Source organism: Streptomyces sp. HUAS ZL42 (genome assembly GCF_040782645.1).
Classification (GTDB): domain Bacteria; phylum Actinomycetota; class Actinomycetes; order Streptomycetales; family Streptomycetaceae; genus Streptomyces.
Genome location: NZ_CP160403.1, coordinates 3,490,606 through 3,516,412, shown reverse-complemented (window position 1 = coordinate 3,516,412; position 25,807 = coordinate 3,490,606). Strand labels below are relative to the sequence as shown.

At 71.4% G+C, this 25,807-nt stretch carries 23 protein-coding genes and 1 pseudogene; 11 read left to right on the top strand and 13 right to left on the bottom strand.

Annotated features, from left to right (window positions below; translation table 11 throughout):
• Positions 1 to 19: 19 nt before the first annotated feature.
• Complete coding sequence (lon, locus tag ABZO29_RS15965) at positions 20 to 2,434, top strand: endopeptidase La (protein ID WP_367320856.1); 2,415 nt, start codon at positions 20 to 22, stop codon at positions 2,432 to 2,434.
• A gap of 170 nt (positions 2,435 to 2,604) precedes the next feature.
• Positions 2,605 to 3,099, top strand: coding sequence for a MarR family winged helix-turn-helix transcriptional regulator (locus ABZO29_RS15960; protein WP_367320855.1), 495 nt, complete (start codon positions 2,605 to 2,607; stop codon positions 3,097 to 3,099).
• 13 nt (positions 3,100 to 3,112) lie between these two features.
• Here the strand turns inward: ABZO29_RS15960 and ABZO29_RS15955 are convergent, their stop codons facing one another.
• Complete coding sequence (locus ABZO29_RS15955) at positions 3,113 to 3,901, bottom strand: protein phosphatase 2C domain-containing protein (RefSeq protein ID WP_367320854.1); 789 nt, start codon at positions 3,899 to 3,901, stop codon at positions 3,113 to 3,115.
• 368 nt (positions 3,902 to 4,269) lie between these two features.
• On the opposite strand from ABZO29_RS15955, the gene ABZO29_RS15950 reads away from it, so the two are divergent.
• The 5 genes from ABZO29_RS15950 to ABZO29_RS15930 are packed head-to-tail and all read left to right on the top strand — an operon-like array spanning position 4,270 to position 9,921.
• The gene (locus ABZO29_RS15950; RefSeq protein WP_367320853.1) at positions 4,270 to 7,053 is read left to right on the top strand and encodes a nitrate- and nitrite sensing domain-containing protein; all 2,784 of its coding nucleotides are present in this window, start codon (positions 4,270 to 4,272) and stop codon (positions 7,051 to 7,053) included.
• The gene (locus tag ABZO29_RS15945) at positions 7,050 to 7,562 is read left to right on the top strand and encodes a roadblock/LC7 domain-containing protein (RefSeq protein ID WP_367320852.1); all 513 of its coding nucleotides are present in this window, start codon (positions 7,050 to 7,052) and stop codon (positions 7,560 to 7,562) included. The genes ABZO29_RS15950 and ABZO29_RS15945 overlap by 4 nt, the downstream gene beginning before the upstream one ends.
• The gene (locus tag ABZO29_RS15940; RefSeq protein WP_367320851.1) at positions 7,559 to 7,996 is read left to right on the top strand and encodes a DUF742 domain-containing protein; all 438 of its coding nucleotides are present in this window, start codon (positions 7,559 to 7,561) and stop codon (positions 7,994 to 7,996) included. The genes ABZO29_RS15945 and ABZO29_RS15940 overlap by 4 nt, the downstream gene beginning before the upstream one ends.
• Positions 7,977 to 8,624, top strand: a complete 648-nt coding sequence (locus tag ABZO29_RS15935) for an ATP/GTP-binding protein (RefSeq protein WP_367320850.1) — start codon at positions 7,977 to 7,979, stop codon at positions 8,622 to 8,624. The genes ABZO29_RS15940 and ABZO29_RS15935 overlap by 20 nt, the downstream gene beginning before the upstream one ends.
• 43 nt (positions 8,625 to 8,667) lie before the next feature.
• Positions 8,668 to 9,921: a styrene monooxygenase/indole monooxygenase family protein gene (locus ABZO29_RS15930; RefSeq protein WP_367320849.1), complete on the top strand. Its 1,254-nt coding sequence runs from the start codon at positions 8,668 to 8,670 to the stop codon at positions 9,919 to 9,921.
• Between the two features lie 23 nt (positions 9,922 to 9,944).
• On the opposite strand, the pseudogene ABZO29_RS15925 reads toward ABZO29_RS15930, so the two are convergent.
• The 4 genes and pseudogenes from ABZO29_RS15925 to ABZO29_RS15910 all read right to left on the bottom strand — a co-directional run.
• Positions 9,945 to 10,571 (bottom strand): annotated as a pseudogene (locus ABZO29_RS15925) (coiled-coil domain-containing protein); the annotation flags it as partial.
• Positions 10,572 to 10,674: 103 nt separating this feature from the next.
• Positions 10,675 to 10,986, bottom strand: coding sequence for a hypothetical protein (locus tag ABZO29_RS15920; RefSeq protein ID WP_367320848.1), 312 nt, complete (start codon positions 10,984 to 10,986; stop codon positions 10,675 to 10,677).
• A 10-nt stretch (positions 10,987 to 10,996) separates the two neighbouring features.
• A complete protein-coding gene (locus tag ABZO29_RS15915) occupies positions 10,997 to 11,644 on the bottom strand; it encodes a TetR/AcrR family transcriptional regulator (protein WP_367320847.1) in 648 nt (215 codons plus the stop codon).
• Positions 11,645 to 11,693: 49 nt separating this feature from the next.
• A complete protein-coding gene (locus tag ABZO29_RS15910; protein ID WP_367320846.1) occupies positions 11,694 to 12,632 on the bottom strand; it encodes a diiron oxygenase in 939 nt (312 codons plus the stop codon).
• A 91-nt stretch (positions 12,633 to 12,723) separates the two neighbouring features.
• Here ABZO29_RS15910 and ABZO29_RS15905 point away from each other — a divergent pair, with 91 nt between their 5' ends.
• Positions 12,724 to 13,833: a ferritin-like domain-containing protein gene (locus tag ABZO29_RS15905; RefSeq protein ID WP_367320845.1), complete on the top strand. Its 1,110-nt coding sequence runs from the start codon at positions 12,724 to 12,726 to the stop codon at positions 13,831 to 13,833.
• A gap of 27 nt (positions 13,834 to 13,860) precedes the next feature.
• Here the strand turns inward: ABZO29_RS15905 and ABZO29_RS15900 are convergent, their stop codons facing one another.
• Positions 13,861 to 14,367 (bottom strand): DUF3291 domain-containing protein, encoded by a 507-nt coding sequence (locus ABZO29_RS15900; RefSeq protein ID WP_367320844.1) that lies wholly within the window; start codon positions 14,365 to 14,367, stop codon positions 13,861 to 13,863.
• 166 nt (positions 14,368 to 14,533) lie between these two features.
• Here ABZO29_RS15900 and ABZO29_RS15895 point away from each other — a divergent pair, with 166 nt between their 5' ends.
• Positions 14,534 to 16,489 carry a nitrate- and nitrite sensing domain-containing protein gene (locus ABZO29_RS15895; protein WP_367320843.1) on the top strand — a complete coding sequence of 652 codons (1,956 nt, stop codon included), beginning with the start codon at positions 14,534 to 14,536 and terminating at the stop codon, positions 16,487 to 16,489.
• On the opposite strand, the gene ABZO29_RS15890 is transcribed toward ABZO29_RS15895, so the two are convergent.
• The 6 genes from ABZO29_RS15890 to ABZO29_RS15865 all read right to left on the bottom strand — a co-directional run bounded on the left by ABZO29_RS15890 (position 16,466) and on the right by ABZO29_RS15865 (position 22,728).
• The gene (locus tag ABZO29_RS15890; RefSeq protein ID WP_367320842.1) at positions 16,466 to 17,941 is read right to left on the bottom strand and encodes a penicillin-binding transpeptidase domain-containing protein; all 1,476 of its coding nucleotides are present in this window, start codon (positions 17,939 to 17,941) and stop codon (positions 16,466 to 16,468) included. The genes ABZO29_RS15895 and ABZO29_RS15890 overlap by 24 nt on opposite strands.
• Before the next feature lie 16 nt (positions 17,942 to 17,957).
• Positions 17,958 to 19,319, bottom strand: a complete 1,362-nt coding sequence (locus ABZO29_RS15885) for an FtsW/RodA/SpoVE family cell cycle protein (RefSeq protein WP_367320841.1) — start codon at positions 19,317 to 19,319, stop codon at positions 17,958 to 17,960.
• Between the two features lie 44 nt (positions 19,320 to 19,363).
• Complete coding sequence (locus tag ABZO29_RS15880) at positions 19,364 to 20,092, bottom strand: SH3 domain-containing protein (protein WP_367320840.1); 729 nt, start codon at positions 20,090 to 20,092, stop codon at positions 19,364 to 19,366.
• Between the two features lie 70 nt (positions 20,093 to 20,162).
• Positions 20,163 to 21,455: an ATP-binding protein gene (locus tag ABZO29_RS15875; RefSeq protein ID WP_367320839.1), complete on the bottom strand. Its 1,293-nt coding sequence runs from the start codon at positions 21,453 to 21,455 to the stop codon at positions 20,163 to 20,165.
• A complete protein-coding gene (locus ABZO29_RS15870) occupies positions 21,452 to 22,171 on the bottom strand; it encodes a hypothetical protein (protein WP_367320838.1) in 720 nt (239 codons plus the stop codon). Before ABZO29_RS15870 ends, ABZO29_RS15875 begins: the two co-directional genes overlap by 4 nt.
• A 50-nt stretch (positions 22,172 to 22,221) precedes the next feature.
• A complete protein-coding gene (locus ABZO29_RS15865) occupies positions 22,222 to 22,728 on the bottom strand; it encodes a dual specificity protein phosphatase family protein (RefSeq protein ID WP_367320837.1) in 507 nt (168 codons plus the stop codon).
• A 169-nt stretch (positions 22,729 to 22,897) separates the two neighbouring features.
• Here ABZO29_RS15865 and ABZO29_RS15860 point away from each other — a divergent pair, with 169 nt between their 5' ends.
• Positions 22,898 to 23,701, top strand: coding sequence for a nuclease-related domain-containing protein (locus tag ABZO29_RS15860; RefSeq protein ID WP_367320836.1), 804 nt, complete (start codon positions 22,898 to 22,900; stop codon positions 23,699 to 23,701).
• 45 nt (positions 23,702 to 23,746) lie between these two features.
• Here the strand turns inward: ABZO29_RS15860 and ligD are convergent, their stop codons facing one another.
• Positions 23,747 to 24,628: a non-homologous end-joining DNA ligase gene (gene ligD / locus ABZO29_RS15855; protein WP_367320835.1), complete on the bottom strand. Its 882-nt coding sequence runs from the start codon at positions 24,626 to 24,628 to the stop codon at positions 23,747 to 23,749.
• Between the two features lie 71 nt (positions 24,629 to 24,699).
• Between ligD and ABZO29_RS15850 the strand changes: the two genes are divergently transcribed.
• A complete protein-coding gene (locus ABZO29_RS15850) occupies positions 24,700 to 25,713 on the top strand; it encodes a Ku protein (protein ID WP_367320834.1) in 1,014 nt (337 codons plus the stop codon).
• The last annotated feature ends 94 nt before the right edge of the window (positions 25,714 to 25,807 follow it).

Sequence of the window (25,807 nt, the reverse complement as noted above, 5' to 3'; positions counted from 1 at the left end):
GACTGCCGAAGGGGAGATCATGGCTTCGACGTCCACACCGCTCACCCTGCCTGTGCTGCCGCTCGACGACGAGGTCGTGCTGCCCGGGATGGTGGTTCCGCTGGACCTGAACGACGCCGACGTACGCGCAGCGGTGGAGGCCGCCCAGGCCGCCGCACGTTCGCAGCCCGGAAAGCCGAGGGTCCTTCTGGTTCCGCGCATCGACGGGACGTACGCGAGCACCGGTGTGCTCGGCACGGTCGAGCAGGTGGGCCGGCTGGCCGACGGTGACCCGGGCGCCCTGATCCGCGGCCGCGGCCGTATGAAGATCGGCGCGGGCACCACCGGGCCGGGTGCGGCACTGTGGGTCGAGGGCGCGCGGATCGAGGAGACGGTTCCCGAGCCGCTGCCCGGACACGTCACCGAACTGGTCAAGGAGTACAAGGCACTTGCCACCGCCTGGTTGCGCAAGCGCGGTGCCTGGCAGGTCGTGGACCGCGTCCAGGCCATCGACGACGTCTCCGCCCTGGCCGACAACTCCGGTTACTCGCCCTTCCTGACCACCGAGCAGAAGGTGGAGCTCCTCGAGACCGCCGACCCGGTCGCCCGCCTGAAGCTCGCGACCCAGCAGCTGCGCGACCACCTCGCCGAACAGGACGTGGCCGAGACCATCGCCAAGGACGTCCAGGAGGGCGTCGACAAGCAGCAGCGCGAGTTCCTGCTCCGCCGCCAGCTCGAGGCCGTCCGCAAGGAACTGCGCGAGCTGAACGGCGAGACGGAAGGCGAGGAGTCCGACGACTACCGCGCCCGCGTGGAGGCCGCCGACCTCCCCGAGAAGGTCCGCGAGGCCGCCCTCAAGGAGGTCGACAAGCTGGAGCGGTCCTCGGACCAGTCGCCCGAGGGTTCCTGGATCCGCACCTGGCTCGACACGGTCCTCGAACTCCCGTGGAACGAGCGGACCGAGGACGCGTACGACATCCAGGGCGCCAAGGCGATCCTCGACGCCGAGCACGCCGGCCTGGAGGACGTGAAGGAGCGGATCACCGAGTACCTGGCGGTGCGCAAGCGCCGTACCGACCGCGGCCTGGGTGTCGTCGGCGGCCGGCGCGGGGGTGCCGTGCTCGCCCTCGTCGGCCCGCCAGGCGTCGGCAAGACCAGCCTCGGCGAGTCCGTCGCGCACGCCATGGGCCGCAAGTTCGTCCGCGTCGCCCTCGGCGGCGTCCGCGACGAGGCGGAGATCCGCGGTCACCGCCGCACGTACGTGGGCGCGCTGCCCGGCCGGATCGTCCGCGCGATCAAGGAGGCCGGTTCGATGAACCCGGTCGTCCTGCTCGACGAGATCGACAAGGTGGGCTCCGACTTCCGCGGCGACCCGGCGGCCGCGCTGCTCGAAGTGCTGGACCCGGCGCAGAACCACACCTTCCGCGACCACTACCTGGAGGTCGAACTCGACCTGTCCGACGTCGTGTTCCTGGCGACGGCCAACGTCCTGGAGGCCATCCCGGAGGCCCTGCTCGACCGCATGGAGCTGGTCCGCCTCGACGGCTACACCGAGGACGAGAAGATCGTCATCGCCCGTGACCACCTGCTCCCGCGCCAGCTGGAGCGGGCGGGCCTGAACAAGGACGAGGTCGTCATCGACGAGGGCGCGCTGCGCAAGCTCGCCGGTGAGTACACCCGCGAGGCGGGCGTCCGCACCCTGGAGCGGTCCGTCGCGCGGCTGCTGCGCAAGGTCGCGGCCCAGCACGAGCTGGGCGAGCGGACGCTGCCGTTCACCATCGGCGAGGGCGATCTGCGCGGGCTGATCGGCCGGCCGCACCACGTGCCGGAGTCCGCCCAGGACCCGGCCGAGCGCCGCACCTCCGTGCCCGGTGTCGCGACCGGCCTCGCGGTCACCGGAGCGGGCGGCGACGTCCTGTTCGTCGAGGCCTCCCTCGCGGACCCCGAGACGGGCGCGGCGGGCCTGACCCTCACCGGTCAGCTGGGTGACGTGATGAAGGAGTCGGCGCAGATCGCGCTGAGCTTCCTGCGCAGCCACGGCGCCGAGCTGGAGCTGCCCGTGGGCGACCTGAAGGACCGGGGTGCGCACATCCACTTCCCGGCGGGCGCGGTCCCGAAGGACGGCCCGAGCGCGGGCATCACGATGACGACGGCCCTGGCGTCGCTCCTGTCCGGGCGACTGGTCCGCACGGACGTGGCGATGACCGGCGAGGTCTCGCTGACCGGCCGTGTCCTGCCCATCGGCGGTGTGAAGCAGAAGCTGCTCGCCGCGCACCGGGCCGGGGTCACCACCGTGATCATCCCCAAGCGCAACGAGCCCGACCTGGACGACGTCCCGGCCGAGGTGCTGGACAAGCTCGAGGTCCACGCCGTCACGGATGTCCGTCAGGTCCTGGAGCTGGCGCTGACGCCGGCCACGAACGGTGCGGAGCCGGAGGTTCCGGTCGCGGCGTGACGGACGCGATCGGATCAGGGAAGGCCCGGGCCCCGTGAGGGAGGCCCGGGCCTTCACCATGCGCACGGTCACCCGCGTGCCATTGGTCTGAGCCTGCGAAATACTTACGGAGCCGCGGCGACGACGGAGTCCGGCAGAACGGTTCAGAGACGCGGATCAGGGGTGCTGACGTGCACGAGGACGGAAACGGCGACGGACACCGGGTCGCACCTTCCGAGGCGCCGCGCAGCGGTGAGGACCGGGAGTTCCTGTCCCTGGAGCGCGAGCTGACGGTGCTGCTGCGGCGCGCCCGGGCGAACCAGGGAGAGATGGCGCGCGAGGTCCATCCCGACCTGGAGCCCGCCGCGTACGGACTGCTGGTACGGCTGGAGGAGTGCGGCCGCCAGCGCGCCACCGAGCTCGCCGCCTACATCGGCGTCGGCAAGGCCACCATGTCCCGGCAGCTGCGCGCCCTGGAGCAGCTCGGTCTGGTGACCCGCGAACCGGACCCCGCCGACGGGCGGGCCTGGCTGGTGGACGTGACCGAGGAGGGCCGCAGCCGGGTGAGCAAGGTCCGTGAGGCGCGCCGGGCGCGGTACGTCAGCCAGCTCTCGCACTGGGACCGGGGCGAGGTCGCGGAACTGGCCCGGTTGCTCAACCAGCTGAACCGGGGCATGGAGAAATAGCCCCCCGGGGGCGTCACAGCTCCACGTACACCACCGTCGCGTCGTCGTGGGTCTTGCTCCGGCCCAGGAACGCGCGCTCCTCGGTGTCGGCCAGCTCCAGGGCCCGTACCCGGTCCACCAGGGCCCGGGGACCCTCCTTGCGGACGAAGGTGAACAGGTCCGTCCAGCCGCCCTCCCGGAACTTCTCCGTCCAGCGCGTGGCGCCGTCCGTGAGGGCGGCGAGCGCGCGGACGTCGCCGCGGGGCAGGACGCCGGTCACGGCCCGCCCGGCCACCGCCGGATCCGCGGCCGCGGTGAAGAAGCCGCCCTCCTTGTTGCGCAGGTTCCCGTCCACCAGCGCGTCCGTCGCCAGGGCCGAGCGCGGGAGGCGGGAGAGGCGGTCGTCGAGTACGGGCACGACCCGGCCGTCGAAGCACTCCAGGAGCAGGGCCGAGTCGGAGAGGACCAGGTACTCGATCGTCTCCGGGGACCAGCGGGCGAGGACCACTGTCGCCTGTGGTGTGCGCGGGTGAGAAAGGTCACAGGTCTGTGCATGCGCTTCGGAGGTACGCGCGATGGCGCGGGCAAGGGCGTCGGACAGGGGGACATCCATGAGCGAAACGGTCAGTTCGGTCAGTGCCCCGCCGAGGCGTGCCGTGTACCAGGGGACCGAATGCAGACAGCCCGTTCCGCCGGGCGGGGGCGTGACGCCGTCCAGGACGACGAGCGAACCGCCCTGTCCGCAGGCCGGAACTCCGACACTCGCGAAGTCCTCGTTGGGGCGCTCCCGGTCGCCGGGCTCCGACACAAGTTCCGTACGCATTCGGCCAGTCTGCACGAGCCTTTCACAAGGTCCGCAGAAGGCTGGCATCCATCGCAGGATCGATGCGCCGACGCAGGTCAGGAGCCTGGTTTGGGGTGGAATGCTGTGCTCCGGGAAGGCGTGGTGGCGAATCCTGCCACCGGCCGTGGCCCACGTCCAACCGGCCCGCCGGAGAGGGTCGCTGCACGCGTCAGGGAAACTTGCCCGTCAACTCCCCTCCGATGTTCACTCCTTCAGGTGGCGGGTCAGGTGATGCGCGACCACTGCCCACCGGCACTGGGAGGGTCTGGAACCGTACCGGTTGTACGCGCCAGTTGACGGAGCGTCACCCGGGCCCATGGGTACACGAGTCAGGAATGCGAGCACCGGTGCAGAAGACGCGGCCTCGGCGCACAGGCAAGCAGGCGGCCTCCGAAGGGGGCGCGGAGCGCACCCCTGTCGGCAAGGGCCGCCCCACCCACGTACGCAACAGGCTGATCGTCGCGGTCGCCGTCGTGGCCGCCGCCATCGCGGGGGCCGGAGCCCCCTCGGTCCTGGCCGCCTCCGGTCAGCTCAAGGACTCCCAGGACCTGGTGACGCTCGCCGGGCAGACCCAGGACGCGCTCGCGCTCGCCCACTCGCTCGCCGACGAACGCGACGAGGTCACCTCCTACGTCGCCGCCGGCCGCGACAAGTCCCAGGCGCCCTCCGAGCAGCGCAGCGCCCGCGTCGACCGGCAGGTGGAGGAGCTGCGCGCCGACACGGACACGCCCGCCTCGCTCCGCACCGACCTCGACGGCATCGCGACCGTGCGCCGGGCGGCCCTCACGGGCAAGAGCTCGGCCCTCGCGACGCACCAGGCCTACTCCGCCGCCATCGGCGAGCTCCACCGCCTCGCCGGGAAGCTGGCGGAGCAGATGCCGCCGAGCGCGGGCTCCGGAGCGTACGCCCTCGCCGAGCTCGACACGGCCGTCCAGCAGGCCGCCGCGGCCCGCGGCCTGCTCCTCGCGGCCCTGAACGTGCCGACGAGCGAGGAGACGGTGGTCGACCCGATCACCGGCGTGACCAGCACCGAGGTCGTCTCCTCCAAGGCCGACACCAAGCAGCGCGACGAGCTGACCACCGCCGCCCAGCAGGCCCGCGTGCGCTCCGACGCCGCCCTCGCCGACTTCCGCGAGACCGCGCCCGAGGCGGCCGTGACGTCGTACGACTCCACGGTCACCGGCAACGACGTCGAAGCCGCCGACACGTACCTCGCCTCCCTCACCGACGAGCCGGAGCTCTCCGACCGTGAACTCGGCACCAGCGCCAAGAAGCTGGACGCCGCCCTGTCGGCCCGGGTCGACCTCATGCGCGGTGTGGAGTCCTCCCTCTACGAGCACCGCACCGAGGACCTCGAGCGGCTCCGCGACGACGACGTCACCGCGCTGGAGGTCCGCGTCGCGGTGCTGGGCGCCCTGATGCTGCTGGCGGTCGGCATCGCCACGGCCATGGCCCGCACCCTCACCCGCCCGCTGGCCGTCCTGCGCCTCGGCTCGGCCCGGCTGGCGCAGGCGGAGGCCCCGGCGGCGGAGGAGCCGGTGAGGTTCACCGGCCGCAACGACGAGTTCGCCCAGGTCGTCCGCTCCGTCAACACCCTGCACGAGCACGCCGCCGCCCTCCACGAGCGCATCACCACCCTGGAGGCCGACCGCAAGCACCTCGTCGGCCAGCGCCAGAAGATGGCCGACGCCCGCGAGGAACTGCGCGCCGAACTCGCCGACTCCGCCGCCCAGCTGGAGCGGCTGCGCGGCAGCATCGGTTCCACCTTCGTCAACCTCTCCCTGCGCACCCTCGGCCTCGTCGAGCGCCAACTCGGCGTCATCGAGGCCCTGGAGGAGCGCGAGCAGGACCCCGACCGCCTGGCCACGCTCTTCAAGCTCGACCACTTCGCCACGGTCATGCGCCGGCACAGCGAGAACCTCCTCGTCCTGTCCGGCACGGAACACGTCCAGCATCACGCCGGGCCCGTCCCGCTGGTGGACGTGGTCCGCGCGGCGGTCAGCGAGATCGAACGCTACGAGCGCGTCCGCATCTCCGCGCTGCCCCCGCACGCGCATGTGGCGGGCTTCGCCGCCGACGACCTCTCCCACCTGCTCGCCGAACTCATGGAGAACGCCACGTCGTTCTCCCCGCCGGACATGCCCGTCGAGGTCTCCGGCTGGCTGCTGGAGAACGGCGAGGTCATGCTCTCCGTCCAGGACGAGGGCATCGGCATGACGGGCGAGCGGATGGCCCGCCTCAACGCCCGCCTCGCCGACTTCGACCCCGCCACCCCGTACGACCAGGAGGGCGACGAGGGTCTCGGCCTCGGCCTGTACGTCGTCGCCCGCCTCGCCCACCGGCACGGCGTGCGCGTCCAGCTGCGCGAGCAGAAGCAGGGCGGTGTGGCCGCGGTCGTCGTCCTGCCCCGGCCCCTGCTGGCCGCCGCCACACCCGCCGCGGTCCCGGCGTCCACGCATCCGGCCGACACGACCCACGCCTTCTCCCTCCCGGGTGCGGACGCGGAGGCCAACTCCAACGTCCTGCACGGCCGCTCCACGTCCACCGACCCGCTGGTGACGCTGGCGGAGAGGGCGGTACGGGAGCATGCGGAGCCGGAGAAGGCAGAGGCGGCCCTACCGGCGCAGCGGGAGCCCGAGGAGGCCGTACGGGAGAGGCCGGAGCCCGTGCCGGAGAGCCCGGCCGAGACCACGATGGAACTCCTGATCCCGGCCCAGGCGAGCGGCGAACCCGCGGCCGCCGGCGGCGAGAACACCCCACGGGGGCCACTCGCACCCGACGACGATGGTGGTACGGGTGGTGCAGGTGGGAACGAATCCGCCGAGGGCGAAGCCGAGGCGGTCCACGAGCGCGTTCCCGACGAACCCGAGGAACGCGTCACGGACAAGGGCCTCCCCAAGCGCACCCCGAAGATCACCGAACCGATCGCCGCCCCACGGCAGCGCACACGATCCGTAGACGCCGAAGCGCTCAGGCGCCGCCTCGGCGGCTTCCACCGGGGGGCGGAAGCCGGACGCCGCGACGTCGAAGCAGAGATCGCCGAACAGACGGCCCAGAACCCGGCGCCGTCCGCAGGAACCGCAGATGCCGAAGAAGCCACGGGGGGCACAGTCGAGGAGGCAAGCAGTTGACCGCGCCCAGTACCTTCGGAACCTTCGGACTGAGCAGTGAGGCCCGTAACCTGCACTGGCTGCTGACGAATCTCGTCGAGGAGGTCCCGGGCATCCAGTCGGTCGCGGTGGTCTCCTCCGACGGCCTGCTGCTGCTCTCCTCGGACGCCGGTCGGAACGCCGAGGCGAGGCATTCGAGGAACGACCGCCCCACCGGCCCGCGCGGCTCCTCCGCCGACCTCGCGACGATCGTCTCGGGCATCGGCAGCCTCACCATCGGAGCCGCCAAGCTCATGGAGTTCGGCGGGGTGAAGCACACGATGATCGCGATGGACGAGGGCAGCCTCTTCGTGATGTCGATCAGCGACGGCTCACTGCTCGGCGTGCACGGCTCCGCGGACTGCGACATGAGCGTGGTGGCGTACCACATGGCCCTCTTCGTGGGCCGCGCCGGTCACGTCCTGACCCCCGAACTCCGCAGTGAGCTCCGAAAATCCCTGGAGTCCGAGTCGACGGGGAGCGCCCGATGAGCCGCGCGCAGAACAAGCAGCCGATCCGGCACCAGAACCAGAAGCTCCCGGTCCGGGGCGGCGACCGCAAGCCCGCCCGCGTCCGCCCCTACTCGCTCACCGGCGGCCGTACCCGCTTCGGTCACGTGCTCCTCGTGGAGACGTTCGTGGCGGCTCTGGAGGCCCCTGAGGAGCGCAGGGAACTGACGAAGGGTTCGCTCTCCACCCGGGTCATGCCGGAGATGCGGGCCATCGTCGAACTGTGCCGCCGTATGCGCACGGTGGCCGAGATCGCCGCGCTGCTGAGGATGCCGCTCGGCGTGGTCCGCGTGCTCCTGAGCGACCTCGCGGACCAGGGAAAGATCCGTGTGTACGGAACCGGCACCGGTCACGGCACCGGTCGCCCGGACCGCGCTCTGCTGGAAAGGGTGCTGAGTGGACTCCGTCGTCTCTGACGCCGCTCCCGGCGTCGCTCCCCTCGTCGGCTCCGCCGAGGCCGACGAGAACCTGAAGTCCTGGCAGACGGACCGCACCCGAGCGCCGATAGCCACGAAGATAGTCGTGGCCGGCGGTTTCGGCGTCGGGAAGACCACGCTGGTCACCGCCGTCTCGGAGATCACGCCCCTGCAGACCGAGGCGCTGATGACCGAGGCGAGCGAGGAGACCGACGACCTCACCGCCACGCCCGGCAAGCTCACCACCACCGTGGCCATGGACTTCGGCCGCATCACGCTCGACGACGACCTGGTGCTGTACCTGTTCGGTACGCCGGGCCAGCAGCGGTTCTGGTTCATGTGGGACGACCTGGTGCGCGGCGCGATCGGCGCGGTCGTGCTGGCCGACACCCGCCGTCTGAAGGACTGTTTCCCGGCGCTCGACTACTTCGAGAGCTGCGGAATGCCGTACGTCGTCGCGGTCAACCACTTCGACGGCAGCGAGCTGTTCGAACCGGAGGACGTGCGGGAGGCGCTGACGATCCCCGCACACATACCTGTCATGATCATGGACGCGCGCCGCCGGATCTCGGTCATCGAGACCCTCCTGTCCCTCGTCGGACACGCGCTCGACGAAACCCCAGAGTGATCCGAGTGATCCGAGTGATCCCCCTTTAGGAGACACCACCCGCATGCGGAAGATACTCGTCGTCGGAGCCGGCCAGTCCGGACTCCAGCTCGCCCTCGGCCTCCAGTCGCACGGGTACGAGGTCACCCTGATGTCCAACCGGACGGCGGACGAGATCCGCTCCGGCCGGGTCATGTCGACGCAGTGCATGTTCCACACGGCGCTGCAGCACGAGCGTGACCTCCAGCTGAACTTCTGGGAGTCCCAGGCCCCGAAGATCGAGGGCCTCGGCGTCTCGGTCGCCGCCCCCGGCTCGCACGACCCCGGTCCGACCCAGCGCATCATCGACTGGGTGGGCAGACTCGACGGGTACGCCCAGTCGGTGGACCAGCGGGTGAAGATGGCCGGCTGGATGGAGACGTTCGCGCAGCGCGGGGGGCAGCTGGTCATCCACGGCGCGGCGGTCTCCGACCTCGACTACTTCTCCCGTACGTACGACCTGGTGCTGGTCTCGGCGGGGAAGGGCGAGCTGGTCTCCATGTTCGCCCGGGACCCGGAGAGGTCCCCCTACAGCGAGCCGCAGCGCGCGCTCGCCGTCTCGTACGTCCACGGTCTGGGGCCCCGCCCGGAGCACCCGGAGTTCGACGCGGTCCGCTGCAACCTGGTCCCCGGCGTCGGCGAGCTGTTCATCATGCCGACGCTGACGAACTCCGGTCGCGCCGACATCCTGTTCTGGGAGGGCATACCCGGCGGCCCGCTCGACGTCTTCAACGGCGTCAAGGACCCGGCGGAGCACCTCTCCCTGACCCTGGCACTCATGGAGAAGTTCACGCCCTGGGAGTACGCGCGGGCCACGAAGGTGGAACTGACCGACGCGGGCGGCGTGCTGAGCGGCCGCTACGCCCCCACGGTCCGCAACCCGATCGGCCGCCTTCCGGGCGGCGGGCTCGTCCTCGGCGTGGCCGACGTGGTGGTGGCCAACGACCCGATCACCGGCCAGGGCTCCAACTCGGCGTCCAAGTGCGCGGCTTCGTATCTCGCCTCGATCCTCGAGCAGGGTGAGAAGGAGTTCGACGAGGAGTGGATGCTGGCCACCTTCGACCGGTACTGGGACACCGCTCAGCACGTCACCAAGTGGACCAACGCGATGCTGGCTCCGCCGCCGGAGCACATCCTCAACCTGATCGGTGCTGCGGGTCAGCTCCAGCCGGTCGCCGATCGGTTCGCGAACGGGTTCAACGATCCCGCGGACTTCGAGAATTTCTTCTACGAGCCTGAGAAGACCGGGGCCTACCTCGCTTCTGTGGCCGGGGCCTGATCGCTGCCGGGGCCGGTCGTCCTCCCGTTCTTCTCGAACTCACCGAGGGCGGCCAGTTGCTGGGTGCCGAGTGAGGCGAGCAGCCCCTCGATGTCGTGCAGCCGCTTCCGCAGATCCTCCCGCTGCTTCTCCCGTCGCTCGGTGAGGGTGAGCTGTTCGTCGAGCGCCCGGCGTGCGGCGCGGGCCAGTGCGGCGGCCCTCTTCTCGTTGCCCGCCAGCCGCCCCACCGTCTCGGCCCGCTCCTGCGCCAACTGCCCGATCACATGCCCCTGTTCGAGGGCGTGTTGCGGGTCGTGGGCAAGGAGCAGCCGTACGTACGGGGAGATGTCGGTGCTGCTCTGGTACTGCTGCCGGGCCAGCTTGCCCGCCGCCCGGCGGCTGTCGTGCAGCGAGAGCCGGGCCCGGGCGAGCGCCCGGTCCAGCCGGCCGACCTCGGCGCGCTGCTCCGTCAGCTTCCGCTCGGTCGCGTGGTAGCTCTCGGTGGCCCGTTCGACCTCTCCGTAGCGCCGCTGAAGGTCTGTCAGCAGGTCGGCCACGGACCGTGTCCCGGGTTCCGGCGGTTGCGGTACGTCCCCGGCGGCGCCGGGGGCCAGGACGATCTGCGCGGCCACCGCGGCCGTACAGACCAGACACAGCACCCTTCCTGACACGACATCACCTCCGGTGCGGGGCGGCCCTTCCGCTCCGCACCGTGAGCATCGGACGTCCGCGAGGAGTCCGCGCGCGGGGTGTGCGCGGTTCGGCGCAATCCCGTCACCCGTCGGCGTCGTCCGGCCCGCCGCCCGGCGTGGCGCCGGGCCGGGTTCCCGGCTTGGACCAGGGCCACTTCGGCCCGCCGCCCTTGCCCTCGGGGTCGTACTCGTACTTCCACCCCTGTGTCAGTCCGAGCCTCTTGCTGTACCCCCGGGGCACGCGCCGGTAGACGAGCACGGTGGGCGGTCCGCCGGCCGGGTCCGGGACGGGAATCCGGTAGATCTTCGGCGGATGCCCCGTGGGCCCCACCAGTACGGGCAGTACCCGCCCGTCCATGGGCCCGCCCTCGAAGGGGGTGTCTTCGCTCTTCACGGCACCAGTCTCAGGCATCCGCCTCGATGACGCGGACCAGCGCCGCGGTCTGCGGATCGCGCCCCGCGGTCACCGACAGCACGGCCACGAACTGCTCCACGAGCCAGTCCCGCAGTTCGTCCGCGGGCGGCTGCTTGCCCTCGTCGAGCCAGATCAGCGAGGCCGCCTCGACCGCCGTGATCCACATCCGCACGGTCATCCGCAGCCGCAGTCCGGGCCGCGTGACCTGCAGATGGCTGAGGATGTGCTCCGCGGCGGCCCGTCGTACGCCGTCCACGATGGCGGTCGTACGCGACGTCTCCACGACGCTCCCGCCCTGCAGCAGGGCGCTGAAGCCGGCGTCGTGCTCGTCCACGAAGGCGAGGTAGCGGTCGAGGGCGCGGGACAGGCGGGGCAGGAGCGGGCCCTCGCAGGGCTCGTCGAAGCACTGCTGGAGCTCGTCGGCGGCGGACCTGAGGGCGGCCTCGTACAGCTGCTGTTTCCCGCCGGGGAAGTACCGGTACACCAGCGGCCGCGACACTCCGGCCGCCTCCGCCACGTCGTCCAGGGACACGTCCTCGGGCGCGCGGTGCGCGAACAGGGACAGCGCGGCGTCGAGCAGCTGACTGCGGCGCTCCTCGACGCTGAGGCGGCGGTAGGCGGGCGCGGAGGGGGTCATGACGTGCAGCGTAATCGTTATGTCCCCAGTTGCGGGCGGTCGCCGCCCCCTACGCCAGCAAACCGGACGACCTCCACAACCGCCGCCCCACGCCCCGCAGCACCCCGATGTCGTCCAGGAAGTCCGTCAGCCGCTTCGCCCCCGTCTGCATGACCTCCCGCCGATGCCCGCTCGCCTTCACCTGGGCCACGGCCTCCCGCTTGTCGAGTCCCACGTTCGTGTACACCTCGGGATTCACGAAGGCGACCGAGAACACCCGCGCGAACTCACCGGAGGTGACCCGCGTGAACTCCTGCGACCACCTCGGCGCCGTCACCATCTGCCGCCGCAGCTCCTCCCGCGCGTACCGCACATGCCGCGCCTCCTCCACGACATGGATGCGCGTCACCCCCCGGACGAGGGTCTGCACCCGCTCGTCGGGGAACGTCAGCCGCTGCATCCAGTCGAGGACCTCCTCACCGAGCAGCGTGGCCGTGAAGGACCCGGGCGTGGTGGAGATCGTCTTGAACAGCCGCCCCATGTTCTGGTGGACCCGGCTCACCGGATACCAGGGCGTGCCGCCGTGCGAGATGAGCCGCGCGAACATCTTCGAGTGCCGGCACTCGTCCTCGATCTCGGTCAGCGCGTACCGCACATGCGCGCTCGTCGCCGCCTTGTCGTAGATGTGCCGTACGAGCAGCTGCATCAGGATGATCTCGAACCAGATCCCGAGCGAGGCGAGCGCCGCGGCCTCGTGCTGCGAGAGCAGGATCCGCTGCTCCTCGCCCATCCGCCTCCACATCGGCGTGTCGTACAGCGACACCAGTTCCGGCGGCCAGAACCACTTGCCCTCCTCGAAGGGCGCGTCCCAGTCCAGTTCCTCGTCCGGGTCGAAGGAGTGCTTGGCGGAGGAGTCGAGCAGCCGCTGGGCCACCTGCTCCCTGTCCTTGAGCAGGCCGAGCGCGTCGCGCAGCCCCGCGACCGCGTCTGCTTCCGTCAGGGTCGTCATGCACTTATGAGACTGCCTGTCAGCAAGCACGTCAATCCCTCGCGCACACTTCTTGTTGACTCGGCGTCTAGCACGTGTGAGCCTGCGGAACATGCCGACATACGACCTGTACGCCAAGGACCCGGGAGACCCTCACTGGCAGGTGCCGGCCACCGGCGCGGCCCGCTTCGGCTGGGAGTACGACGACGGCCGCGAACGCCTCCTCGCCCTCTACCAGAAGGGCAAGGACAAGCAGTGGGACGGCCAGAAGCGCATCGACTGGGACCTCGAGGTCGATCCGTACGACCCGCTCGGCACTCCCGACGAGTCGATGTCGCTCTACGGCACCAAGCACTGGGCGAAACTCACCGACAAGGACAAGGGCGAACTGCGCAAGCACTACGCGTCGTGGCAGTTCAGCCAGTTCCTGCACGGCGAGCAGGGCGCGATGATCTGTGCGGCGCGGATCGTGGAGTCGGTGCCCGACCTGGACGCGAAGTTCTACTCGGCGACCCAGACGATGGACGAGGCCCGGCACGCGGAGATCTACGGCCGCTTCCTCCACGAGAAGATCGGCATGCTGTACCCGATCAACGACAACCTCCAGTCCCTCCTCGGCGACACCCTGCGTGACAGCCGCTGGGACATGCCGTATCTGGGCATGCAGGTCCTGATCGAGGGACTGGCCCTGGCGGCCTTCGGCATGATCCGCGACACCACCGACAAGCCGCTGCCCAAGCAGATCCTGGCGTACGTGATGCAGGACGAGGCACGCCACGTCGCCTTCGGCCGGATGGCGCTGCGCGACTACTACCGGCAACTCACGGACGCCGAACTCCGCGAACGCGAGGAGTTCGTCATCGAGGGCTGCTACCTGATGCGGGACCGGCTGCGCGGAGTGGAGGTCCTGGAGAACTTCGGCATCCCGAAGGCGGAGGCCGAGGAGTACAGCGAGAAGTCCGAATTCCTGGCGCTCTTCCGGCAGTTGCTCTTCTCCCGCATCGTGCCGTGCGTCAAGGACATCGGCCTGTGGGGCAAACGCCTCCAGCAGGCCTATGTCGACATGGGCGTCTTCGAGATGGGCGACTCGAACCTCGACCTGCTGATGGCCCAGGACGAGGAGATCGCCGAGAAGCTCGACGAGGAGCGCTTCGCGGCGGAGGAACGGGAGCGGGTCGCGGAGGTGGAGGAGGCCATCGAGGCGGGCGCGGGCGGCTCCTGACGCAGTGCCCGGACGATCCTGCCGCCGCTACACCGAGCAGCCCAGCCCCTCGGGAACCTCCCCGACGACCGGCTCCGCCGCTCCCGGCGGGAAGGACGTCCGCAGGGTGAAGGCGTACGGTGTCGGGCCGTTCGTGCGCAGGTGCAGGAGTCGGGACTCCGCCTCCGCCACCGTCGGGCGGTGGCCCGCCGGTACCCACCACAGGGTCGCCATCGCCTCCTGCACCCGCTCGAACCACTCACGCCGGCGGGCGAGCATCTCCCTGTGCCTGCCCTGGTACATGTACGCCGTCAGGGCGTCGGTGTCGCGCCACACCGACATGTTGATGATCAGCCATTCGTCGCCGAAGACGGCGATGTCCGTCGCGTCGCCGGAGTCGCTCTGGAGGCGCCAGACGAAACCCTCGGCGGCGTCGGCGTCAGCGTTCACGGGGTCGAGGTTGTCGACGAAGTCCTTCAACTGCGGGGAATCCAGCGGGGCCTTGAGGCGGGCGATGTTGACCTGGGCGAGTTCGTACGCGGCGGCTGAAGTCATGGACCGAACGATAGGTCGGGAGGCGAGGCGATCCCAGCCCCCGTCTCAGCACGTGAGCAATGTCCGCCTCTCACAGCGTGGCCGCGAAGCCGGTGAGTACCTGTGAACTACCGCCTTACGGAAGGGAAACCGTGCCCTGACCGCTCCGTCCGTAGCCTTGCGGGGCATGACGGGGAATCTACCGACCACCTTACGGCTGCCTGCTCTGCCCGGCTGGAACTCCATCCGCGGCCGCATGGCCATTGTCCTGGCCGTCCCGACCTGCCTCCTGCTCGCCCTGACCGGGCTCGGCGTCGCCGACCGCGCCGCCGACTGGTCCGCCGCGCAGCAGACGGAGGCGCACGTCGACGTCCTGCTGCGCGTGCAGAGCCTCGTACGGGAGGTGCAGCGCGAACGCGGGCTCACCAGCGGGCTGCTGGGCGGCGCCGAGGAGTACCGGGACGACGTGCGCACCCAGCGCGAGCGGACCGACGACGCCCGAACGGAGTTCAAGGCGGCGCTCGACGACAAGCGCGGCGACCTGCCCCAAGCCGCCGTCTCCGCCCTGCACGCCGCCGAAGTCCCGCTCGCCGCCCTCATCCCGGTCCGCACCGGCGTCGACGCCGGCACCGCCGACCGCACCACCACCCTGCGCACCTACACCAAGGCCGTCACCGCCCTCATCGACGCCGAGTCCGCGGGCGCCCCCGACGGCGACCGCCGGATCGCCCAGGGCGCGCAGGCCCTTCAGGCCCTGGCCCGCGCCACGGAGGCCGTCGCACTGGAACGCGGCTCCCTCAACGGCGTGTTCGCCGCGGGGCGCTTCCACTCCGGCGAGTACCTCGACTTCACCGAGATCCGGGCCGCCCGGGTGGCCGCCCTCGGACAGTTCCGCCAACTCGCCTCCGGTGAAGAGGAGTCCGCCCTCGACGCCGCCTTCAAAACGGCCGCCGCCCGCCGGGTCACGTCCTACGAGACCCAGGCCGAGCGCGGTGCCGACGGCTCCGGTCTCTCCGTCGCCCCCGCCCGCTGGTGGGCCGACATGACGGCCCTCGTCGACGACCTGCACGACGTGCAGAAACGGGTCGGCGACGATGTGCGGGCACGTGCCGAGGACGCCGGTTCCGCGGCCACCTGGCAGCTCGGGGGCTTCCTCGCCCTCGGTCTGCTGATCGTCGGCGTGGCCGCCGCGCTCGCCGTCGTCTCCGCCCGCTCCATCACCCGCCCCCTGGGAGCCCTCGCCGACGAGGCGGACGAGGTCGCGGGCACCCGGCTGCCCGACGCCGTCCGGCGCATCCAGGAGGCCGACCCCGACACCTCGCCGCCCGCCGAGCAAGGCAGGCGCGAACTCCCGGGCGGCGCACGGGAGATCAGCCGCCTCGCCGCCGCCCTGCGCAACGTGGAGCACACCGCTGTCGGGCTCGCCGCCGAACAGGCCGTCCTGCGCCGCAACAGCACCGAGTCGCTCGCCAGCCTCGGCCGCCGCAACCAGGCCCTCCTCAACCGGCAGCTCGGCCTCATCACCACTCTGGAGAGCCAGGAGCTGGACCCCGACTCGCTCGCCGAGCTGTTCGAACTCGACCACCTGGCCACCCGTATGCGCCGCAACGCCGAGTCCCTGCTGGTCCTGGCCGGCGAGGAGTCACCCGCCCGTACCTGGCGCGGCACGGTCGGCGTGCACGAGGTGGTGCAGTCGGCCGTCGCCGAGGTCGAGCAGTACCAGCGCGTCGCCGTCACAGACGTCGAACCGTGCCGTGTGCGTGGCCACTGCGTCGCCGAACTCTCCCACCTCCTCGCCGAGTTGGTGGAGAACGCGCTCATGTTCAGCCCGCCCCAGCAGCCCGTCCAGATCTACGGCTGGCGGGACGGCGGCGAGTACTGCCTCGCCGTCGTCGACCAGGGCATGGGCATGACCGCCGAGCGCATGACGGAGGCCAACGCCCTGCTCTCCGGCAGGGGCGACTCCCTGCTCACCGCGCCGACCCGGTTCCTCGGCCATCATGTCGTCGGCGCGCTCGCCGCCCGGCTCGGCGCCCATGTCGAACTGCGACCCACCCAGGGCGCGGGCGTCACGGCGTACGTGGCGCTGCCGGCCGTCCTCGTCCACCAGCCCGACTCCTCAACGGCCTCGGTAGGAGGGTGAGTTCAGGACGGCCTCCATCACCGCCCGCGCGATCGGCGCCGCCACCCCGTTGCCGCTGATGTCCTCCCGGTCGGCCGACGCGTCCTCCACCACCACGGCGACCGCGACCCTCGGCTCCAGGTCGTAGTCGTCCCGTGCCCAGCCCACGAACCAGGCGTACGGCGTGCCGGCGTTGCCGATGCCGTGCTGGGCGGTGCCGGTCTTGCCTCCGACGGTGGCGCCGGGGATCGCGGCGTTGGTGCCGGTGCCCTCGTTCACCACGTCGGTCATCAGCTCCCGCATGCGCACCGCGGTCGCCGGCCGCATCACCTGACGTTCGGGGCGCGGGCCGGCCGTGGACACCGTGGACCCGCCCGCCCGCGTGGTCCGCTCCACCAGGTACGGCGCCCGCAGCCGGCCGCCGTTCGCGACGGCCGCCGCGACCATCGCCATCTGCAGCGGAGTGGCCCGCGTGTTGTACTGCCCGATGGAGGAGAGGGCCAGCTGTGCCCTGTCCACCGTCGTGTCGAAAGTGCTCGGCGCCACCGGGAACGGGACCTCGATGTCGCCGTCGTTGAAACCGAAGCCCGCCGCCGTGGCCGCCATGTCCGCCACCCCCACGTCCACACCCAGCTTCGCGAACACCGTGTTGCACGACCACTCGAACGCGGCCCGCAGGGAGGCGTCCGCACACCCGTCGGACTCGTTCGTCAGCGAGGTCGTGGTCCCTGGCAGCCGGTACGGGTCCGGAGAGTCCGTCGGCGCGTCGACGTCCGTGATCACGCCCGCGTCCAGCGCCGCCGCCGCGGTGACCACCTTGAACGTCGAACCCGGCGGATACGTCTGCCGTACCGCGCGGTTGAGCATCGGCCTGTTCGGGTCACCGTTCAGCCGCGCCCAGGCCCGGGCCACCGCCGTGCCGTTCCCGGACAGCTCGGCCGGGTCGTACGACGGGGACGACACCAGCGCCAGGATCCTCCCCGTCGCCGGCTCCAGAGCGGCCACCGCTCCCTTCCGGCCGTCCAGTCCGTCGTACGCCGCCTGCTGCGCGGACCGGTCGAGGGTCGTCACGACGTGGCCGCCGGGGTTTTGGGCGTGGGTGAAGTCGTTCCACAGGGGGAACGGCGAGAGCAGTGGATGGGTGCCGGAGAGGACGTCGTCGTCGGTGTCCTCCAGGAGCGTCGTCCCGTACACCTGCGAGGCGAAGCCGGTGACGGGCGCGTACAACGGGCCGTCGGTGTACGTGCGTTCGTAGCGGAGGTGCTCGCCGGTGTCCCGGGAGCCGGTGACCGCCTCGCCGCCGACCAGGATGTCGCCGCGCGGCTGGGCGTAACGGGCGATGGTCCCGCGGCGGTTGGCCGGGTTGGCGTCGTAGGACGGGCCTTCGACGACCTGGACGCGCGCGGCGTTCACCAGGAGCGCGGCGAGCAGCAGGGCGCAGAACACGGCCGCGTGCCGGATGTGCCGGGTCAAGGAGCCTCCTCGCGTCTCACGCCGTCGCCTCACCGTCGTACGGACGCCGTGCCGCGTCGCTCATCCGGATCAGCAGCGCCACGATCGCCCAGTTGGTGACGACGGACGAGCCGCCCTGGGCCAGGAACGGCATGGCCATGCCGGTCAGCGGGATCAGCCCCGTCACCCCGCCCGCGATCACGAACACCTGGAGCGCCACGATCGAGGCGAGCCCGACCGCGAGCAGCCGGCCGAAGGGGTCGCGCAGGGCGAGGCCGGCCCGGTAGCCGCGCTCCACCAGCAGTCCGTACAGCAGGAAGATCGCGGACAGGCCCGCCAGACCCAGCTCCTCGCCCGCCGTCGCCAGGATGAAGTCCGACTTCACGGCGAAGCCGATGAGGACCGAGTGACCGAGGCCCAGGCCCGTGCCGAGCATGCCGCCCGCCGCGAAGGCGAACAGGGACTGGGCGAGCTGGTTGGGGCCCCGGCCCGCCTCGATCGACGCGAACGGGTGCAGCCAGTCCTCGATCCTGCCGTGCACATGCGGTTCGAAGCGGCCGACGGCGACAGCGCCGAGAGCGGCCAGCAGCAGGCCGACCGCGATCCAGCCGGTGCGGCCGGTGGCGACGTACAACAGGACGACGAACAGGCCGAAGAAGAGCAGCGAGGTACCGAGGTCCCGCTCCAGGACAAGGACGCCGACGCTCACCAGCCAGACGGCGACGATCGGGCCGAGAACGCGCCCGGTGGGGAACTGCAGTCTCCAGACGCGGCGGCCCGTGTACGCCAGCGCGTTGCGGTTGGCCGCCAGGTACGCGGCGAAGAAGACCGCGAGCAGCACCTTCGCGAACTCGCCAGGCTGGATGGAGAATCCGGCGATCCGGATCCAGATGCGGGCACCGTTCACGGACGGGAAGAAGATCGGCAGGATGAGCAGGATCAGCGCGGCGACGACGCAGACGTACGCGTACCGCTGAAGCACTCGGTGGTCGCGCAGGGCGGCGACGACCACGATGAACAGGGCCACGCCGAGCGTGGACCACACCAGTTGGGTGGGGGCCGCCCGGTCGCCCGGCGTCTCCAGGTCGAGCCGGTAGATGAGGACCAGGCCCAGGCCGTTGAGCAGCACGCCGATCGGGAGCGGGAGCGGATCGGCGTACGGGGCGCGCAGGCGTACGGCGAGATGGGCGAGGAGCGCGAGCACGCCGAGCCCGGCGCCGTAACCGGCGGCGCCGGGCGGGACGGTGCCGTTCCTCGCGAGACCGACCGCGCAGTAGCCGCACACGCAGAGCAGCACTGCCAGGACGATGAGGGAGAGTTCGATGCCACGGCGCCGGGGGACACGGACCGCGGGAGCGGGCGCGTCCGCCGCTGCCACGGTGGTTCCGGCGTTGACCATGTCCGGAACTTACCCAAATAGTGCGTCTTGTGATCCTCGGGGATTCAGCACCAGCGTGGCGCCGGACCGAGGTTGTCGATGTAGCGGGCCGCGCCCCACGCCCAGGTGCCGTCCGTGAGGAGGTACCAGAGGGAGTTGCCGTCGACGCTCTCGCCCGAGGTCTTGCAGAAGATCGAGACGATGTCACCCCGGTGGGCGGTCCGGATCACCTGGCTGCCGCGGTTCGGCGCGCTGCGCAGGAGCAGGGTGCTCGCCGTGACGACACCCCGGTACAGCTGCTGGTCGCTGTTCTGCTGGCCCCCGCCCCAGCCGCCCTGCCCGTCGCCGCCACTGGGACGGCCGGTGGAGGAGGTGTCCTGTCCGTCGCCGCCGCTGGGGCGGCCCGAGGTGGAGTTGCTGTCCCCGTTGCCGCCGCTGGGGCGGCCTGAGGTGGAGTTGCTGTCCCCGTTGCCGCCGCTGGGGCGGCCCGAGGAGGAGCCGTTCTCCCAGTTGCCGTTCTGGGGGCGGCCGGTGGAGGAGGTGTCCTGTCCGTCGCCGCCGCTGGGGCGGCCCGAGGAGGAGTCGCTCTCCCCGTCGCCGCCGCTCGGGCGGCCGGAGGAGCCGTTCTGCCAGTTGCCGTTCTCGGGACGGCTCGAGTTCGAGTTCGAGTTCGAGGACGAGGAGGAGTCCCCCCAGTCGTCGTCGGCGGCGGCGGGCGTCACGGCGGCCGCGGTGGCCAGGGCGCCGGCCGCGGTGGCTATGGCGAGGCGGGTGAGGGCGGAGCGCAGGGCCATGAAGGCACCTCCGTAAACGGGGCGAAGTTGACTATTCGCCACATTAGGAGCGGTGCCTGGAGGTCGCCCGTCACGCTGCGCCATCGGAGAGGCCGCCCCGGCCGGGAGGGGTCTGAGGAAGCGTCAGAGTCGCCACCGCGCCACCGCCCTCCGCCGCGTTGCCGAACTCCAGCCGCGCGCCCAGTACCTCCGCCTGGCCCACCGCGATCGTCAGCCCCAGCCCGTGTCCCTTCGGCCCGCCCTCCGTGCGGAACCGCTGCGGCCCGTGCGCCACGAGGTACTCCGGATAGCCGTCCCCGTGGTCCCGTACGGTGACCACCGAACCGTCCACCGTCAGGACCACGGGCGCCCGCCCGTGGTCGTGCGCGTTGGCGACGAGATTGCCCAGCACACGCTCGAGCCGCCGCCGGTCGGTCTCCACGCGCGCGTCCCGTACGATCCTGACCTCCGTGTCGGTCGCGGAGGCCCGCACGACCCGTTCCGCCAGCGCCGCCAGCTGCTCGGTGCCGAGGTCGAGCCGCTCCCGCCCGGTGTCGAGGCGGGAGATCTCCAGCAGATCCTCGGTGAGCGTGCGCAGCGCGGCCACCCGGTCGCGCACCAGCTCGGTCGGCCGGCCCGGCGGCAGCAGCTCGGCCGCCGCGTGCAGCCCGGTCAGCGGGGTGCGCAGCTCGTGGGCCACGTCGGCGGTGAACCGCTGCTCGCTCAGCAGCTTGCTCTGCAGCGACGCCGCCATGCCGTCCAGCGCGGCGGCGACCGCGGCCACCTCGTCCTGGGGGCGGGTCGGATCCTTCGTACGCGGATCGTTCACCCGCGCGTCCAGGTCGCCGCCGCTGATCCGCCGGGCCACCCGGGCCGTCCGGTTCAGCCGCCTGGTCACCCTGGTCACCGCGAACGCCCCCACCAGCAGCGTCGCCCCGATCGCCAGCCCCGAGGACCACAGGATCGCCCGGTCCAGCCCCTCGATGGTGCGGGCCTGCTGCGCGTAGTCGACCTCCACGGCCAGGGCCCGACCGCCGTCGACCGGCCCCGCCGCCCACATCGTCGGCCGCCCGTGATGGTCGGCGACCATCGTGCCGCGCTCCCCGGCCGCCGCGAGCCGCCGCAGCGAGGCGGGCAGCCCCTTGGGGTCGACGCCCGCACCCGGCAGCAGCGTGTCCCCGGCCTCGAACGCCGCCGTCGCGTCCGTCAGCCGGGACAGCGCGAGGTCACGGGCCTGGCCGACGGTCTGGTTCGTCACCGACACGTGCACGAGGATGCCGAGCAGCGCGGCGAGCGCACAGCACATGACGGTGATGAACACCGCGGCCTTCACGGCCAGCGTCCCGGCCCACTGGGGAAGGGAGGGCCCGCGCCGACGTCTCATCGGGTGCTCGCGGAGGGGGAGGCGGACGGGCCGGGGTGGTGCTTGTGCCCGCCGCTGCGCAGCATCTCGTCGTTCGTGAGCAGCATCGCGTGCTGGTCGGAGTCCCAGGTCCACTGCAGCCGGTACTCGTACCCCGCGACCTCGGACGGCGAGCGGATGATCACGGAACGCCCGGCCAGCTCGACCGCGCTCACGGCGTCCTCGTATCCCATGACCTGCACGAGCCTGTGCTTCTCGACGGTGTAGACACGCACCGCCGTCAGGTTGCCGGGCAGCTGCCGGAAGCCCAGCGTCAGCTCGTCGTGCCCGTCGCCGGTCAGATCGCGGTAGTACGGCGTGAGGACGGGGCACCTGCTCCGGTCATCGCCCTTTCCGCAGTCCTGCATCCGCCGTGCCGTCTCGTCGTAGGCGCCCTCGCCGTAGTCGCCGGGACTCGCGGCGATCTCGGCGCGTACGACCGCGATCGGGTCCACCTCGTGTATGTCGTCGCCGGGGATCTTCAGGTTCTTCACGACCTTGGTGTCCACCTCGCCGATGTCGAAGGCGGGGCTGGAGGCGGGCGGCAGGTCCGGCCAGAGCCGGACGGGACCGACCGCGGTCGGTGTGGCCCCCGCGCCCCGGAGCCCGCCCGCGTCACCGCAGGCCGCGGTCGCCGCCGCCAGCAGGGCGACGGCGGCGAGGGCCGGGGCGGTGCGTGAGGCGCGATTGGGGGGCACGGGGCTCCTGTGCTGCGGGACGATCGTGGCCCCGTACACCATAGAAGGCGCTACTCGGTGAGCTCCTCGAGGAGCCGGGCCGTCGGCAGTCCGGCCCGCAGGTATTCGACGAACAGCTCGTTGTGCAGGGCCCACGGCGAGCGGCGGGAGCGTATCAGCCGGATCGCCTCGTCGGCGGAGCGGCCCCCGTGGACCAGTGCGTGCGCTATGACCAGCCCCGAGCGGTTGTACCCGTGGTAACAGCGGACGAGGACCCTGCGGCCCTCGTCCAGTGCCTCGCACGCGGACTGGGCCAGCCGCATCACTCCCGCGAGCTGCGTTCCGTCCAGCGGCCCGTCCGGGATCGGCCACACATGGTGCCGGACACCGGGATCGGGTCCGTGCCCCGGTAACCGCAACAGCGTCTGCACAAGATCGAACTCATCGCGCACGACGGCGAACTCCAGTTGCCCGGACTGCCCCCGGAACTCGTGCCCGCCCATCCACAGGCCTGGCACGATCTCGTTCCACGGACTGTCCGGAGCCGGCACATCGGGCTGCTTCCTGCGAGTACGCAATCGCGCCTCCCAACTCCACCCGCGGACCTGCCCGGCGAATCGGCGCTGATCAGCCACTGCGGGTTCCCTGCGACCTGATCCGCCGGACAGGCCCAACTCCTGTCAAAGGTAACCGGCTTCTTGCCCCTGGAGCACCCCGCCTGTTCCCATGGTCGTGGGGTGATGGTGCATGAGCCGACTGCGCGTCATACCGACCTGGCGGCACGGCCAGGAACGGCTGTACGTCTGCTTCACGGACGGCAGGAACATCGCCTGGTACGACCGTGAGGCAGCCCGGGTGAACCTGCTCAGCGAGGACCACAGGGAGGACGTCCTGGAGGTTCTCGGCCCCTTCCTGACCGGGCCCGTCGCGGTGGGCCCGCCCCCGGTCCCCACCCCGGCGGAGCTGGCCCGTCTCTCCCTTCACCCGGACGACGACCTGGCCCCGAACCGCCCCGGCGAGGCGCTCCTCGTCGACCTCGACCGGGACCCGGGCCCCGCCCACCGGCTGCGTCCGGACCCGCGGCGCCGGGCGCTGGAGGCGGAGCAGACGGTCGGGGAGGCCCTGGACCGCCTCGACGGGGCCGGCTGGCACGCCCTGCACTCGATCCCGCTGCCCGGCGGCGACCGCGTGCACCACCTGGCCATCGGCCCCGCCGGCCTGTTCGCGATCCACACGCTCCACGCCCGCAAGCAGCGGGTCCTGGTGGCCGACCCCATGGTCGCCCTGGGCCGCCGCGACCCCCGCCCCCTGCTGCGCCGCGTCCGCGCCGACGCCGACCGCGCCTCGTACGCCCTGACGGCCGAGGTCCACCCGGTGCTGGCGCTCGTGGGCCCCGCCGACCTGCGGATCACCTCCCCACTCCGTGAGGTCCGTGTCCTGCAGGACACGGACCTCACGGACCTGGCCCGCCTCGGTGGCGTGCTCAAGCCGGCGGACGTGGAGGCCCTGCACGCGATGGCGCGGGACCGGCACACGTGGGAGCGGGTGTGACGTTGTGCGGCTGAACGAGTTCGGCTGAACAGCAGGGCGATGCCCTCAGGGAAGTGCCCCGGCGTGGTCCGGGTCGAGCAGCGGGGCCAGTAGGTCGCCGTAGTCCTGTAGGCGTGGCCCGATGTCCTGTGCCCGGAACGCCAGCTGGGCGGGGTCTCCGCACTCCTCGACCTCGGTCCAGGTCACCGGCGCCGAGACGGTGGGCTCGGGGCGGGCCCGCAGGGTGTAGGGGGTCGCGGTCGTCTTGCGGGCGGCGTTCTGGCTCCAGTCGACGAAGACCTTCCCGGGACGGAGACTGCGCGTCATCCGGTGGACGACCTGCCGCGGCATGGCCTGCTCGGCCTCCACGGCCAGTTGCCTGGCGTACTCGGTGACCGACTCGGAGGAGGTCGGCCGCAGGGCGGCCAGGAGATGCAGCCCCTTGGACCCGGAGGTCTTGGCGTACGCCTCGATCCCGTCCGCAGCCATCCGCTCCCGCAGCCACAGGGCGACCTCGCAGCACTCGACGACGGTGGCGGGGGCGCCGGGATCGAGGTCGAGGACGATCCGGTCGGCCTCACCCGGGGCCTGGATCACCCACTGCGGCGTATGGAACTCGGTGACGAGATTGGCCGCCCACATCAGGCTGGCCAGATCCTGCACGATCACCATCCGCGCGGGCCCCTCCATCCGCGGTACCTCGGCGGTGGTGACCCAGTCGGGCGTACCCGGTGGGACGTTCTTGGCGAAGAAGACCTGGCCGTCGGGCCCGTCGGGATAGCGCAGGAAGGACAGCGGCCGATCCCGCAGATGGGGCAGGAGTGCCTCGGAGGTGGTCGCGTAGTAGTGCAGCACCTCGCCCTTGGTGAAGCCGGTCGCCGGATACAGCACCTTCTCCAGGTTGCTGAGCGCGAGCCGTCGCCCCTCCACCTCTGTGATCGGCGTCATACGATGAGAATCCCAGATATTTCGACGCAAATATGAACAAGTTGTAGTGAACCGACCGAAAGGATGCCGACGTGCGATCCATATGGAACGGTGCCATCTCGTTCGGTCTCGTCAGCATCCCGATCAAGCTGGTGAACGCCACGGAGAGCCACTCGATCTCTTTCCGTCAGATCCACACGGAGGACGGCGGCCGCATTCGCTACCGCAAGTTCTGCGAGCTGGAGGACCGTGAGGTGAGTGGGACGGAGATCGGTAAGGGGTACGAGGACGCGGACGGCACGATCATCCCCATCACGGACGACGACCTGTCCCACCTGCCCATCCCCACGGCGAAGACGATCGAGATCGTGGCCTTCGTGCCCGGCGACCGGATCGACCCGCTCCAGATGGACGCGGCGTACTACCTGGCGGCGGGCGGCGCCCCCGCGGCCAAGCCGTACACGCTGCTGCGGGAGGCTCTGAAACGCAGCAACAAGGTCGCGATCGCGAAGTACGCGCTGCGAGGCCGTGAGCGCCTGGGCATGCTGCGGGTGGTCGGCGACGCCATCGCCATGCACGGCCTGCTGTGGCCGGACGAGGTCCGCGCGCCGGAGGGCGTCGCCCCGGACACGAACGTGACGGTGCGCGACAAGGAACTCGACCTGGCGGACACGCTGATGGACACGCTGGGGGACGTGGATCTGGAAGACCTCCACGACGAGTACCGCGAGGCTGTGGAGGAGGTCATCGCGGCGAAGGCGGCGGGCGAGGCGCTGCCGGAGGCACCTGAGCCGGCGGCCGGCGGCAAGGTCCTGGACCTGATGGCGGCGCTGGAGAAGAGCGTGCGGGCGGCAAGGGAGTCGCGCGGCGAGGAGCCGGAGGCGGAGGAGGCCGAGGTCAGACGCCTCGCGCCGCGGAAGACGGCACGGGCGGCTCCGAAGGAGGCGGCGGGAAAGAAGTCGACGGCCAAGAAGGCCGCAGCGAAGAAGACGACAGCGGCATCGGCGAAGAAGTCGACGGCGAAGACGGCGGCGAAGAAGACGGCGACGAAGAGCACCGCGAAGAAGACGACGAAGAAGACGACAACCCGCAAACGCACGGCGTGATCGCCGCCCCTCCTCACGTCGGTGGCACCCCCGCCGCGAACGCGTCCCCCGCGTCGATCCACTCGGAGAGCATCCGCCTCTCGGTGACGTCCGG

What these genes read in the sequence shown, in the direction of transcription:
- ABZO29_RS15910 (WP_367320846.1), bottom strand. Translation starts at nt 12,632, where the DNA reads ATGACGACCCTGACGGAAGCAGACGCGGTCGCGGGGCTGCGCGACGCG.
- ABZO29_RS15940 (WP_367320851.1), top strand. Translation starts at nt 7,559, where the DNA reads ATGAGCCGCGCGCAGAACAAGCAGCCGATCCGGCACCAGAACCAGAAG.
- ABZO29_RS15915 (WP_367320847.1), bottom strand. Translation starts at nt 11,644, where the DNA reads ATGACCCCCTCCGCGCCCGCCTACCGCCGCCTCAGCGTCGAGGAGCGC.
- ABZO29_RS15895 (WP_367320843.1), top strand. Translation starts at nt 14,534, where the DNA reads ATGACGGGGAATCTACCGACCACCTTACGGCTGCCTGCTCTGCCCGGC.
- ABZO29_RS15930 (WP_367320849.1), top strand. Translation starts at nt 8,668, where the DNA reads ATGCGGAAGATACTCGTCGTCGGAGCCGGCCAGTCCGGACTCCAGCTC.
- lon (WP_367320856.1), top strand. Translation starts at nt 20, where the DNA reads ATGGCTTCGACGTCCACACCGCTCACCCTGCCTGTGCTGCCGCTCGAC.
- ABZO29_RS15905 (WP_367320845.1), top strand. Translation starts at nt 12,724, where the DNA reads ATGCCGACATACGACCTGTACGCCAAGGACCCGGGAGACCCTCACTGG.
- ABZO29_RS15880 (WP_367320840.1), bottom strand. Translation starts at nt 20,092, where the DNA reads ATGGCCCTGCGCTCCGCCCTCACCCGCCTCGCCATAGCCACCGCGGCC.
- ABZO29_RS15955 (WP_367320854.1), bottom strand. Translation starts at nt 3,901, where the DNA reads ATGCGTACGGAACTTGTGTCGGAGCCCGGCGACCGGGAGCGCCCCAAC.
- ABZO29_RS15860 (WP_367320836.1), top strand. Translation starts at nt 22,898, where the DNA reads ATGAGCCGACTGCGCGTCATACCGACCTGGCGGCACGGCCAGGAACGG.
- ABZO29_RS15900 (WP_367320844.1), bottom strand. Translation starts at nt 14,367, where the DNA reads ATGACTTCAGCCGCCGCGTACGAACTCGCCCAGGTCAACATCGCCCGC.
- ABZO29_RS15875 (WP_367320839.1), bottom strand. Translation starts at nt 21,455, where the DNA reads ATGAGACGTCGGCGCGGGCCCTCCCTTCCCCAGTGGGCCGGGACGCTG.
- ABZO29_RS15885 (WP_367320841.1), bottom strand. Translation starts at nt 19,319, where the DNA reads ATGGTCAACGCCGGAACCACCGTGGCAGCGGCGGACGCGCCCGCTCCC.
- ligD (WP_367320835.1), bottom strand. Translation starts at nt 24,628, where the DNA reads ATGACGCCGATCACAGAGGTGGAGGGGCGACGGCTCGCGCTCAGCAAC.